We start from the raw sequence: 12,327 nt of genomic DNA, 5'->3' as shown, positions 1-12,327 counted from the left end.
CGGCGCTAGGGTGGGAAGCATGATTGATGCTCTCGCCTCCGCAGAACACCTCGCGGTTGTTTCCGATTTTGATGGCACCTTAGCGGGCTTCGCACGCAACGCGTATGATGTAAAGCCGGAGCAGCGCTCGCTCGACGCCCTGGCCACCTTAGCGGAGCTCCCGAACACCACCGCCGCGGTGCTCTCCGGCCGGCACCTCGAGGGCCTAAAACAGGTATGCCCGCTGCGCGAACCGGTACTTTTGGGCGGTTCGCATGGCGCCGAGTCCTCGTGGGAGGATTCCGCCCTCACTCCGGAGATGGAAGCTCACCTGGCGAAGAAAGAAGCAGAGCTCAGAGAAATCATCGCGCGCCACCCCGGCGCGGAACTGGAGGTCAAACCCTTCCAGCGCGTGCTGCACCTGCGGACACTAGAATTGCAGGATCCTGACGCGGCGGCCGCGGCGTATGCAGAAGGCGAGGCTCTCAGCGCCGATGGTTTCCCCAAGACAGCGGGCAAGTGCGTCGTCGAGTTTTCTGCTACACAGGCCACGAAAGGCACGTGGCTTGAGAAGCTTCGCCAGCGCGTCGGCGCCACGGCAGTGGTCTTCTTGGGGGATGACACCACCGATGAAGACGGCTTCGCCCTGCTCAACCAACCGCCGGACCTCGGCGTCAAGGTCGGTGAGGGCGCAACGCAAGCGGCGCTGCGCGTGCCCGATATCGCGGCGGTGACGGAGTTCCTCGAAGAACTCGCCGCCGCCCGCGCGCAGCACAGCGCTTAAGCCCCAGCCGGGGCCACGGTCCGCCCGGGATGGAAGGTGGTCTCCAACAACGCGCGCGGCACCTCTCCGCGCCCATCGATGAGGCTGGCCAGCATGCGCCCCGCCGCCGCCCCCTTTTCCTTGTTCGGCTGCACGACGGTGCTCAGGCCCAGCGCCAAGGCGGGCGCAATGCCGTCGAAGCCGGTAACAGAAAGCTGCTCGGGAACCGCGATTCCATGATCGCGTGCATAAGCGATTACGCCAAGCGCCATCGAGTCCGTCGTACACAACACCGCGGTGAGATCCGGGTGCCTAGTCAGCAATTCCTCTGCGGCCGCATAAGCGGTGCGTGGATCATTGATGTGGCGCGTCACCACGGGGATGCCTGCAGGATCGAGTCCCGCGTCTGCAAAGACATCGAGCGCACCCAATACACGTGAGCGTTGCACGTGCATATCCGCCGCAGCTAGCTGCGCAGCCGTCACTTCACCATCGAGGCGCTCGCGGTATAGGCGGATGGCAAGGATGCCGATGCGGGTATGGGAGGCGTCGACAAGCGCCTGCGCCGCCGGGGCAATCGCGGCGCGGTCATCGATGCCCACGAAGGGCAAGCCCGAATCCGTGGGCTGGTCACACACCACCACCGGCAAGCCGCGGCGTTGCACGGCTTCAAGGTAAGCATCACCCGCCGCCACGGAATAGACCACAAATCCATCAACCGCCGCCGACCCTACGAGCTGCGCTGCCTGGGCGTCATTGGGAGCACCGACGGTATCTGGGCCGGCCGGGATGAGAGTCAACGTCGTGCTCGCCCCTGCCGAGGCCTCCGCCATGCCGGCGAGGAAATCTACCGAGGCCATGTCCTCGAAGGCATAGGACAGGTGCTCAGTAAGCAGGACGCCCAGCGACCCCTGGCGGCGTGTGCGCAGGCTGCGCGCGGTGGGATCCGGGCCTGTGTAGCCACGCTCAGCCGCCGCGGTGAGGATGCGCTCCCGGGTGGCGGGGGCCAGCTGGTCTGGGCGGTTATACGCGTTGGACACCGTGGTGGGCGAAACCCCGAGTTCGGCTGCCAGGGAGGCCAGCGTCGTGCTGCGTTTGGACATGACGGTAAGACTACCCGTTTTCAACTTATTATCATTTGACAACAATTTTCACTAAAGCGTAGAAATAGGGACATGACCACTTCCCTCCCACGCCGCGCTTTCCGACGTCCCACCGCCCTCCTCTTCGCTGCCACGCTGGGCGCCGCCTCGCTGAGCGCCTGTTCTTCCAGCGGCGATAACGCCGATGGCGGCTCGGATGCCGGTTCCGATAAGGAGACCATTCAGGTCGTCGCCTCGACCTCCATCTGGGCTGATGTGGCCCAGGCGGTCGTCAACACCGCGCAGACCGACGTCAATATCGACGTCCACGCCATCGTGAGCGGCAACAGCGTGGACCCACACCACTTCGAGCCCACCGCCGCGGATATCGCCCGCGCCGACGAGGCCGACGTCATCATCGCCGGTGGCGGCGGCTACGACGCCTGGCTTTACCAGGCCGTCAAGAACCAGGACCAGATCATTCACGCCCTGCCGCTTACTGCGCATGACCATGGCGATCACGATCATGGAGAACATGAGCATGGCGAGGAACACGACCACGCGCATGATGAGCATGGTCATGACCACCATGACCATGGAGAAGGTCATGACCATGACCACGCTCACGAAGGCGAGACCGTGACCATGGACGAGGCCAAGAAGATTGCCGCCGAGCACCCCGAGCAGGTCACCAACATCGATGGCAACGAGCACGTGTGGTACGACTCCGCCGCCATCGAGAAGGTGGCGACGGAGGTCGCCACCCTCGTTAACGAGGCCAACCCAGAAGCCAAGGCGACCGCCGACCCACTCGTGGAACGTATGGAAGGACTGAAGGCACGCATCGAGAAGCTCCCGCAGCGCAACTACGCGCAGACCGAGCCCATCGCGGACTACATCTTCAAGTACACCGACAGCACCGACGCCACCCCGGAGGGCTACCGCAAGGCCACCGTCGCTGAGGGCGAGCCCACCGCCGCCGATTTGGCCCGCTTCCTTGAGGACATCAAGCAGGACAAGATCGACCTGCTCATCTTTAACCCACAGACCGAAACCGACATGACCAAGCGCATCCGCGCCGCCGCCGAGGATAAGAACATCCCGGTGGTAGAGATTGGTGAAACCCCGCCGGAGGGGACCAACTTCCTCGACTACTACGAGGAAGTCGTCAACGCACTCGAGGCTGTGTAAGTGCTCATCTCTTTTAAGAACGCCGCAGTAGAACCGCTGTGGTCGGACATGAACCTCGCCGTAGACCGCGGCGAGTTCATCGCCGTTTTAGGCCCCAACGGCGTGGGCAAATCCACGCTCCTCGGCACTATCTTGGGTACCCGCCAGCTCACCGCGGGCAGCGTCGACGTCAACTGCCGCGTGGGCTTTATCCCACAGCAAAGAATGTTCCCCCAGGACCTGCCCCTGCGCGCCCGGGATCTCGTGTCGCTCTCCCTCGCCCATGGCGTGCTCCGGAAGCGACGGCCTGCTCGGGGGCGTGTCGACGAACTCCTCGCCGAAGTCGGTGCCACCGGCATCGCTGACCGCCGCGTGGGCCAGCTCTCCGGTGGACAGCAACAGCTCATCCGCCAAGCCCAGGCCCTAGCCAACGATCCAGAGCTCATCCTCGCGGACGAGCCGCTGTTGTCTTTGGATCCAGCGCGGCAGCAGGCGACCGTCGAGAAGCTCAATGCGTGGCGCCACGAGCGCGGCACCTCCGTACTCTTCGTTACCCATGGCATAAACCCGGTGCTGGGCGTGGTGGATAAAGTGCTCTACCTCGCGCCCAATGGCCACACGTTCGGTTCAGTCGATGAGGTCATGCGCTCCGAGGTCCTCTCGGAACTGTATGGCTCCTCCGTGACTGTTCTCAACGTCGATGGGAGGCTCATCGTTGTCTAAATTCATCGAAGATACCCAGTACCTCCTGGGCGTTGATTTTGTGCAATCCTCGCTCATCGCCTGCGCGCTGCTCGGAATCCTTTCCGGAGTGATGACCTCACTTATCGTCCTGCGCCAAATGTCCTTCTCTGTGCACGCCACCTCTGAGCTCGCGCTCATGGGCGCGGCCGCCGCCCTGCTGTTCGGCCTCAATATCGGCTTCGGCGCGATTGCCGGCGCCATCGTCGCCGCCATCATCCTGGCGGTGCTGGGACTGAAAGGCCAACAAGACAGCGCTATCGGCGTGGTCATGAGTTTCGGCCTGGGACTCTCGGTTTTGTTCCTGCACCTCTACCCCGGCAACGCCAAAACCGCGATGACGCTACTGACAGGACAAATTGTCGGTGTCTCCTCCGCGTCGGTGTGGCTGCTCGCCGCGACGACCGCCATCATCGTTGCCGTGGTGGCGCTGTTCTGGCGCCCGCTGCTCTTCGCTTCCGCGGATCCCGTCATGGCTCAAGCCGCCGGCGTGCCGGTGAAGTCTCTGGCGGTGTGTTTCGCCATCCTCGTGGGCCTGACGGCCGCGCAATCCGTGCAGATTGTCGGTTCCCTGCTCGTCATGGCGCTGCTCATCACGCCGGGTGCTGCGGCGGTACAGATTACCTCCTCCCCACTGCGCGCGGTGATGTGGTCCACCATCTTCGCGGAGGTCTCCGCCGTGGGCGGCCTGGTCCTCTCCCTGGCGCCGGGCCTGCCCGTCTCGGTCTTCGTCACGAGCATCTCTTTTGTTATTTACCTGGTCTGCCGCGGCATCGGCTGGGCTCGCAGCCGCAAGGCCGTCCGCGACGACGTCGCCGCCCGCCGCGCCTCCCAGGAACACTTCCGCGCCGCCACCGATCGCGCCGACGCCGAGACACACCACACCTCGACGCACGATGAGCACTGCGCGCATCAGGATTAGGCTAGATGCGTGACTTTGGAACGCCGTAGCCTCGAATTACAAGACCGCACCCGCACGTACCTCGTGTACCGCCCGAATGATGACGTCGAGCGCCAGAGAGACCTCCTCCTGTTCTTCCACGGCTCCCTGCAATCCGCGAACGTCATCCGCCGCTTCACTAACGGCACGTTCGATGACCTCGCCACCCGCCACGGCATGCTTGCGGTCTACCCCACCGGCGTGGAACAGCACTTTAACGATGCCCGCGCCACCCTGCCCGTCGCCGCGCGCGAGCTGGGCATCGATGACGTCGCCTTCACGCGCGCCATCCTCGACGAGCTGCGCGCGGAGCAGGAGATTGGCCGCGTGTTCCTCTGCGGCTTCTCCAACGGCGGGCAGATGGTTATCCGCTTGCTCTTCGACGCCCCCGGGCTTGCCGATGCCGCCTGCGTCTTCGCCTCCACTCTCGGCGCCGGCGCCAACCATGCGCCCACCAATCCGGACTCGGCGTACCAACCCACCCCGGTCATGTTCGTCCACGGCACGGGCGACCGGCTCGCGCCCTATACGGGCGGAACGGCGGGCATTGACCCGAAGCGCACCCGCGGTGCCGTCACCGGCGCGCAGGAGAACGCCGCACGCTTCGCGGAGCTCAACCATGCCGCCGGCCCAGAGCGCACCCACCTTTTCCCCGACACCGTTGTCGACCGCTGGGAGCCGGCAGACGCCACCGGCGCGCCGGTCGAGCTCGTGAGCGTCGAGGGCATGGGCCACGTCATCCCGTCGGGCAACGAGCTGGACCCACGCCTGGGTAAAAACACGGATTCCTTCATCGCTGCCGAGCTCGTGGAGGAATTCTTCGGGCTCTAGACTGCACGTGCGCCCCATCGTGTCTCACTCCACTCAGCCCCAACCTCGGGTCGAGGCCGTTCGTAGGTGAGCGTCGAGAAGCAATAATTGTGGATTACCGACCAGTGCTTTGGCGATTCCTAGACGCTGTTTCATACCGAGCGAAGCATGCTCGCAGGAAACACTGTGGTGCAATGAAAGGCCTACAAGGGATAAAAGATCCTTCAGTTCATCATTCAGTGAACCTTGTTGTAGTGGTCGGCAATGTCGTTGACGATCGCGTAGAGGTCGCGTTCCATCGCGTAGGTTTTCTTTTCTCGCGTACTGACTAATCACACTTGCGACCCGTTGTTATCTAGAGAATTATTACGTCCCAGCGTGATGTTGCACACGTCTGTGCATGTATGTACTCTCGATGTCACGGTTTGCTGGCGAAGATTCTTCAAGTTACCCGCAGCTGAATCTGTACAAGGTGAAAACGGCAGGCAAAGGACCGAGTCGTCCTCGTCTCTAAGCCGTGGAACCCCAATCCTCCAGAACCTTGTATTCGGCACACGCACGCAATCTGAATGTTCAAGATGTGAAGTACTGGCCAGCAACCAAGAAGTAAAGATCGCCATCCAGCTTTCTCGGCCCTGAATCTAGCATCCGGAGGCGTAGAGAAACTCACGCAACGACTGAAACGCCAGCGTCTGTGTCACGTCGCGCAGCTCAAGGAAGAACCCATCTTCTGTAATTTCAACAATCCGCGCACCGGGGATGGCTGCCACAATCGGCGAGTGCGTCACCACGATGAACTGCGCACCCGCCTCCGCGGCGCGATGGATTTCCGCCATGAGCGCCATCTGCCGCACGAGCGAAAGCCCAGATTCCGGCTCGTCGAGGATGTAGAGCCCGCGCCCATCAAAGGAACGCTGCACGACGTCCATGACGGACTCGCCATGCGACATCGCGGTCGAACCAACGTTGTAGTGCGCCTCCGCTCGCAGGAAGTAGCCGTCCTTGGGCGCGGTACCTAGCCGCAGGCTCGCCCACCTCCGGAGGGGATTGATGGGACCGGCGGAGCGCTGCACACCCCATATCCCACCGCGCTCAGGAAAGCCGTACTCGAAGGCAATGCCCTCGGCGAGCGTCGACTTTCCTACCCCGTTGTCCCCGGTCAGCACGGTCACCGGCGCACGCAGGTCCAGTCCTTGGCGTCGCAGCGCCACGAAACCAGGAACGGAGGACACCCACTCAGGTCCGTGGCCGCCGTCCAGCGCGGCATAGGCGTCGACATAGAAGTCTCTCATTCGCCCTCCCCAATAAGAAACGCGGCGGTCCCCAATGGATCGGCAAGGAACTCGCGCGCGGCGTGGACAGCTTCCGTCGCTTCGGGAGCGACGGGCGCAATCCCCTTGTCGCCGAACGCGTAGACGGTCGCGCCTTGCATGCTGAGGAAGACTGGCGAGTGCGTCGCGAGGATGACCTGCGCGCCCTGGGCGGCGAGGCGCTCGAGCTGCGTGACAACCTCGACCTGCCGGGGATAGGACAAGCCGTCTTCCGGCTCGTCGAGAATGATCATTCCGTCAGAATGGAAGCGTCTCTCGACGAGGGCGAGCAGACCCTGGCCGTGGCTGAGAAACGGCAGGTCACTGAGCGGATCGGGATTCTCCGGGCTGTGGATCTGGTGGTGATACTCGCTCAAGTTGAGGAAGGTCTCGCCGCGCAAGAAGTACACGTCGCGCGGGTTGTGCGCCCGCGAGCAGATGAGCCACTCGGGATAGTCCTCGTCGCCGGTGGCAAACCGGGCGTGGCGCGAGCCGCCCTCGGGATTGACGCCAAGCCCCACGGCGATGGCCTCGAGCAGCGTGGATTTTCCGGCGCCGTTATCCCCCACGACGACGGTCACGGGCGTAGGCAAACGCAAGGCGCCGCCGGGCAGCGCTGCGATGAGCACGCCCAGGCGGCGCATGTGTTCCGGCACGCCGGGCAGTCCCTCCCCAATAAGCTCCGGGGCGGGACGCACACTCGTGAGGAACATGGCGACGAAAGCGTGAGCCTACTTCTGGGCCGCGCGACGCTGGCGGGCGAACTCGGAAAGCACCGCACCTGCCGCCACGGAGGCGTTGAGGGATTCAACCCAGTCGGTCATGGGGATGGACATGATGGCATCGCAGTTCTCGCGGACGAGGCGCGAAATGCCTTTGCCCTCAGAGCCGATGACGATGACAACGGGGTCGGTGCCACCGTTGTAAGTATCGAGGGTGTGCTCGCCTCCCGCATCCAGGCCAACAACCTGGTAGCCGGCCTTCTGGAAGTCCTGGACCGTGCGGGTCACGTTGGTCACGCGAGCCACCGGCAAGCGCGCGGCGGTGCCGGCGGAGGTACGCCAGGCCACCGCGGTGACGGAGGCGGAGCGACGCTCTGGGATGATGACACCATGGCCGCCGAAGGCCGCGACGGAGCGGATGACTGCGCCGAGATTGCGCGGGTCGGTGATGTTATCGAGGATGACGAACATACCCGGTTCCTGAGCATCGCGGGCCCGATCCATCAGGTCATGAACGTCGGCATACTTGTACGGCGGAATCTGCAGGCCAATGCCCTGGTGCATGCCGTTGCCGGTCATGCGATCCATCTCGTGGCGCTGGACCTCAAGAATCGGGATGTTGCGGGTATTGCACATGGCCACTGCCTCCGACAGGCGGGCATCATTACGCGTGCCCTGCACGATGTAGAGGGAGGTAGCAGGCACCTTGGCGTGCAGGCACTCGATGACCGGGTTGCGGCCAACGACCATCTCCGCGGTCTCCTTCTGGTGGCGGCCCGAATTGCGGCGCTCGCGTTCCAGCTTCGCCTTGTGCTTGGCGTGGTAGACGCGGTCCTCCGCCTTGGGCGTAGGGCCCTTGCCGGCCAGGCCCTTGCGACGCTGACCACCAGAGCCCTTCGTAGCCCCCTTCTTATTGGACTTGCGGGCGCCCGCGCCGCCGCGGCCATGGGTACGTGCCATAATTCTTCTCCTTTGTTGTCCTCGACTTCTGTGCTGTCCTTGGCCTTTGCCAAGGACGGTTAATCCGCCAAGGACCAGGTGGGGCCGTCGGCGGTGTCGGTGATGGTAATACCCGCAGCTGCAAGGCGGTCGCGCACGGCGTCCGCAGTAGCCCAATCCTTTTCTGCGCGGGCGGTAGTGCGACGCTCCAGTTCGGCACGGACGAGGACGTCCAGTGCTGCATCAGCGCCGCTCTCTTCGCCACTATCTTTCCACTGTTCATCGAGTGGATCAAAGCCAAGAACCGCAGCCATGGCGCGCACAGCCCCGGCGAGGCGCTCGGCCTCTGCACGGTTGTCGTCGCTCAGCGCCTTATTGCCCGCGCGCACGGTGGTGTGGATTTCCGCCAGCGCCTTCGGCACAGCAATGTCATCATTCATCGCCTCTTCGAAAGCCGGGGTCCACTCGCCCTTTTCTACGTTTTCAAACTTGCCCACGAAGTCCTCGATGCGGCGGTAGCCGGCCGCAGCTTCGGTCAGCGCTGCCTCGGAGTATTCGAGGACCGAACGGTAATGCGCGGAGCCCAGGTAGTAGCGCAGCTCCACCGGGCGGACGATCTCCAGCATGTTGGCAATGGAGAGCACGTTACCCAAGGACTTCGACATCTTCTCACCGGCCATGGTGACCCAGTGGTTGTGCATCCAGTAGTTGGCAAACTTATCGCCCGCCGCATGGGATTGTGCGATCTCATTTTCGTGGTGCGGGAACTGCAGATCCAAGCCACCGCAGTGGATATCGAATTCGCCGCCTAGGTAGTAGGTGGACATGGCCGAGCACTCCAAGTGCCAGCCCGGCCGGCCACGGCCCCACGGGGTGGGCCAGGACGGCTCACCTGGTTTAGCCGCCTTCCACAGCGCGAAGTCCTGGGGACTGCGCTTGCCAGCGTTGTCTGTTTCGCCCTGTTCCATCTCCTCGACACGGTTGCCAGACAACGCTCCGTAGTCCGAGCCTTCCGTGGCATTCCACGCCGCGACGTCAAAGTAGACGGAACCAGCACCGTCTTCGCCAGGCACGGCATAAGCAAAGCCGGCGTCGATAAGCCGCTGCATGTACTCCACCATCTGGGTGACAAAGCCCGTCGCGCGCGGCTCCACGGAAGGGGGCAGAACACCCAGGGTGTTATAGGCCTTGGTGAACTCGCGCTCATAGGTGGATACCCACTCCCACCAGGGGCGGTTATTCTCAGCGGCCTTGGTGAGGATCTTGTCATCGATATCGGTGACGTTGCGCACCAAGGCCACGTCATAGCCCTGCGCGAGCAGCCAGCGGCGCAGGATGTCAAAGGCAACGCCGGAGCGCAGGTGCCCAATGTGCGGCTGCGACTGCGGGGTGGCACCACACAGGTATATCGACGCATGGCCAGGGCGAACCGGCTCGAACTCACGTTGGCTGCGGGTGGCGGTATCAAAAATGCGCAAAGTACTCACCCGCCCTAGTCTAATTGACCCGCAGGTAGGAATTCACCACGGCCGATGGTCACACGGAGCAGGACTGGGCGCAGTGCCTGTCCATTCAACCCGATTTAGGTCGTGGATGGATGAGCAACGTCGCTTTTAACACTGATACTGGCGGCTTACAGTAGCGTGGTGGGATTGTTCCGCACCCAATTGACCTAAGACAGGAAGGCGTCCCGTAAAAGGCATCTGTCACAAGGCATCTTTGGGTCTAAAAACGCCATTTGACTGATGCCTTTTGTCAGACGCCCTTTGTCAGATGCCTCAAGCATGTCCATGGAGGCGTGCAGGAGTTCGTCGTGCCGAGCACGAAGTGCCTCGGTATTGGTAATTCGCATTGTCAAAGCCACAGCGCCCCCTTTCTCCTGACACCAGGTTAGGACTCGGTGGCGCGCCAGACTACAGCCGTAGCCACGGCAGCGCGGCCCTCCTTGCGCCCGGTGAAGCCAAGGTGATCCGTCGTCGTGGCCGAAACGGATACTGGGGCGCCGAGGATGTCGCTCAGCACGGCCTCGGCTTCCTTCCTCCGCGGGCCCATCTTGGGGCTCTGGCCAACCAATTGTGCGGCAGCGTTGCCGATGATGAAGCCTTCCTTTTCTAGCAGCTCGCGGCACTCGCGCAGCAACTGGGCGCCGGAAACCCCGTCGTACTCCGGCCGGCCTACACCAACGAAGGAGCCCAAATCGCCGAGGTTGGAGGCGGAGAGCAAAGCGTCGACAAGCGCGTGGCTCACCACGTCCCCATCGGAATGGCCCTCGCAGCCATCGACGCCTTCAAAAAGCAGACCTGCGATCCAGCAGGGTTTTCCGGGCTCGATCTGGTGGGCATCGGTAGCGATTCCCACGCGGGGGATGATGGGGTTAGTCACTAGGCACCTCGAAGATGGTCGGTTCGACCTCATCCGTCACGGCTTTCGCCAGGACGAGGTCGATGGGGGTGGTGATTTTAAACGCGAAGGTATCTCCCTGCACGGTCTCCACGCGCTCACCATGCCATTCCATGAGGCTGGCGTCGTCCGTGGCGACGAAGTCGGGGTCCTGCGCCCAATAGTCTAGGTTGGCGCGGCGCAGCGCAGCCAGGCTAAAACCCTGCGGCGTCTGCACAGCGCGCAGACGGGAACGGTCCGGCGTAGACAGCACCGCGGTCCCTTCGACTTCTTTGATGGTGTCTGCCACGGGAAGGACCGGGATAACTGCGGTGGCACCGTCGAGCACGCGCTTGGCGACGCGCGCGATCATCCCCGGCGGCGTCAGCGCTCGGGCGGCGTCGTGGATCAGCACCACGGCGTCCTCCTCCGGGATTGCTTGCAATCCCGCCCAGACGGAATCGGCTCGCTCACCCCCGCCGTGGACGATACGTACGGGAACATCAGAATCGATGCGGTCGAGGATACTGGCGGCGTAGCCCTCCATCGCGGGACTGACCAGAACGATGATCTCATCGACGAATTCTGAGGTGATCATGGCCCGGACAGAACGCTCCAGCAAGGTGCGCCCGCGCAGCTCCACGTAGGCCTTCGGGACTTCGGCCCCGAGGCGCGTTCCCTGACCGGCAGCCGCGACGAGAGCAATGACGCGGGCGGTGGAGCGTTGATTAGTCTTCGTCGTCGAAGGAGAGGTCATCGAGATCGACGTCATTGTCAATGTCGGTGGTAATGGACTTGTCCTCCACCAGGCCAGCGGCGCGGTGGCGCTCGATGGTGGCGTTAATCTCCTCCATCATGGTGTCAGCCTTCTTCTCATCAACCGGCTTAGCCAGGGAGAGCTCGCCCACCAAGATCTGACGGGCCTTAGCCAGCATGCGCTTCTCACCAGCGGACAGGCCGCGGTCCTGATCGCGGCGCCACAAGTCACGCACGACCTCTGCCACCTTGTTGATATCACCGGAGGCGAGGCGCTCTTGGTTCGCCTTGTAGCGGCGGGACCAGTTGCCAGCTTCCTCGACGTCTACTTCGCGCAGGACGGAGAAAACCTTCTCGAGGCCTTCCTTGCCCACAACGTCGCGCACGCCCACCATCTCAACGTTCTTGGAAGGAACACGCACCACCAGGTCGGACTGGTTGATTTGGAGAACGAGGTATTCGAGCTCCTCGCCGCCCATCTCCCGCGTTTCAATCGCCGTAATCTTGGCGGCGCCGTGGTGGGGGTAGACGACGACCTCTCCGACCTTAAATTCCATTGCCACTCCTTGTGAAGCCTTTGAGACGATGCCCATCGTGTGCGCTCGGCGTGCTCTCGGTGGGCCGCATATACAGGGAGTCTATTCTAGCACGCTGCTTTCTACCCCTGCTGCCCCGCCCGGGCGCTGCGCACTGGCTGCACTACACCACTATGGCGGCTGATATAAAGCCCGGCTAC

At 63.1% G+C, this 12,327-nt stretch carries 14 protein-coding genes; 5 read left to right on the top strand and 9 right to left on the bottom strand.

What is annotated here, in order from left to right:
* Positions 1–19: 19 nt before the first annotated feature.
* A complete protein-coding gene (gene otsB, locus QP363_RS04980; protein WP_070445997.1) occupies positions 20–763 on the top strand; it encodes a trehalose-phosphatase in 744 nt (247 codons plus the stop codon).
* Here otsB and QP363_RS04975 read toward each other — a convergent pair.
* Positions 760–1,845 (bottom strand): LacI family DNA-binding transcriptional regulator, encoded by a 1,086-nt coding sequence (locus QP363_RS04975; protein ID WP_070445994.1) that lies wholly within the window; start codon positions 1,843–1,845, stop codon positions 760–762. The genes otsB and QP363_RS04975 overlap by 4 nt on opposite strands.
* Positions 1,846–1,917: 72 nt before the next feature.
* On the opposite strand from QP363_RS04975, the gene QP363_RS04970 reads away from it, so the two are divergent.
* Genes QP363_RS04970 through QP363_RS04955 form a run of 4 tightly spaced genes read left to right on the top strand, consistent with a single transcriptional unit; the run spans position 1,918 to position 5,506 of the window.
* Complete coding sequence (locus tag QP363_RS04970; protein WP_284763105.1) at positions 1,918–3,015, top strand: metal ABC transporter solute-binding protein, Zn/Mn family; 1,098 nt, start codon at positions 1,918–1,920, stop codon at positions 3,013–3,015.
* On the top strand, positions 3,016–3,717 hold the full coding sequence (locus QP363_RS04965; protein ID WP_284763103.1) for a metal ABC transporter ATP-binding protein: 702 nt from the start codon (positions 3,016–3,018) through the stop codon (positions 3,715–3,717).
* Complete coding sequence (locus QP363_RS04960) at positions 3,695–4,657, top strand: metal ABC transporter permease (protein WP_284763102.1); 963 nt, start codon at positions 3,695–3,697, stop codon at positions 4,655–4,657. Before QP363_RS04965 ends, QP363_RS04960 begins: the two co-directional genes overlap by 23 nt.
* Positions 4,658–4,666: 9 nt before the next feature.
* Positions 4,667–5,506: a PHB depolymerase family esterase gene (locus QP363_RS04955; RefSeq protein ID WP_070524571.1), complete on the top strand. Its 840-nt coding sequence runs from the start codon at positions 4,667–4,669 to the stop codon at positions 5,504–5,506.
* Between the two features lie 33 nt (positions 5,507–5,539).
* On the opposite strand, the gene QP363_RS04950 is transcribed toward QP363_RS04955, so the two are convergent.
* The 8 genes from QP363_RS04950 to QP363_RS04915 form a co-directional block, all read right to left on the bottom strand.
* Positions 5,540–5,821, bottom strand: coding sequence for an ATP-binding cassette domain-containing protein (locus tag QP363_RS04950; protein WP_080550367.1), 282 nt, complete (start codon positions 5,819–5,821; stop codon positions 5,540–5,542).
* 305 nt (positions 5,822–6,126) lie between these two features.
* Entirely contained in the window at positions 6,127–6,777 is a 651-nt protein-coding gene (locus QP363_RS04945) for an AAA family ATPase (RefSeq protein ID WP_284763100.1), read from the bottom strand.
* Entirely contained in the window at positions 6,774–7,508 is a 735-nt protein-coding gene (locus QP363_RS04940; RefSeq protein ID WP_010188884.1) for an AAA family ATPase, read from the bottom strand. The genes QP363_RS04945 and QP363_RS04940 overlap by 4 nt, the downstream gene beginning before the upstream one ends.
* A gap of 18 nt (positions 7,509–7,526) precedes the next feature.
* Positions 7,527–8,477, bottom strand: coding sequence for a 23S rRNA (guanosine(2251)-2'-O)-methyltransferase RlmB (gene rlmB, locus QP363_RS04935; protein WP_070445974.1), 951 nt, complete (start codon positions 8,475–8,477; stop codon positions 7,527–7,529).
* 59 nt (positions 8,478–8,536) lie between these two features.
* Positions 8,537–9,943: a cysteine--tRNA ligase gene (gene cysS / locus QP363_RS04930; protein ID WP_284763095.1), complete on the bottom strand. Its 1,407-nt coding sequence runs from the start codon at positions 9,941–9,943 to the stop codon at positions 8,537–8,539.
* Positions 9,944–10,346: 403 nt separating this feature from the next.
* The gene (gene ispF / locus QP363_RS04925; RefSeq protein WP_284763092.1) at positions 10,347–10,838 is read right to left on the bottom strand and encodes a 2-C-methyl-D-erythritol 2,4-cyclodiphosphate synthase; all 492 of its coding nucleotides are present in this window, start codon (positions 10,836–10,838) and stop codon (positions 10,347–10,349) included.
* Complete coding sequence (gene ispD, locus QP363_RS04920) at positions 10,831–11,592, bottom strand: 2-C-methyl-D-erythritol 4-phosphate cytidylyltransferase (RefSeq protein ID WP_070445965.1); 762 nt, start codon at positions 11,590–11,592, stop codon at positions 10,831–10,833. The genes ispF and ispD overlap by 8 nt, the downstream gene beginning before the upstream one ends.
* Positions 11,564–12,148 carry a CarD family transcriptional regulator gene (locus QP363_RS04915; protein WP_010188874.1) on the bottom strand — a complete coding sequence of 195 codons (585 nt, stop codon included), beginning with the start codon at positions 12,146–12,148 and terminating at the stop codon, positions 11,564–11,566. The genes ispD and QP363_RS04915 overlap by 29 nt, the downstream gene beginning before the upstream one ends.
* Between the last annotated feature and the right edge of the window lie 179 nt (positions 12,149–12,327).

This window comes from Corynebacterium sp. UMB6689 (assembly GCF_030215295.1).
In the GTDB taxonomy this organism is placed as follows: domain Bacteria; phylum Actinomycetota; class Actinomycetes; order Mycobacteriales; family Mycobacteriaceae; genus Corynebacterium; species Corynebacterium aurimucosum.
The sequence above is the reverse complement of the archived record's forward strand: the minus strand, read 5'-3'. Positions and strand labels throughout refer to the sequence as shown.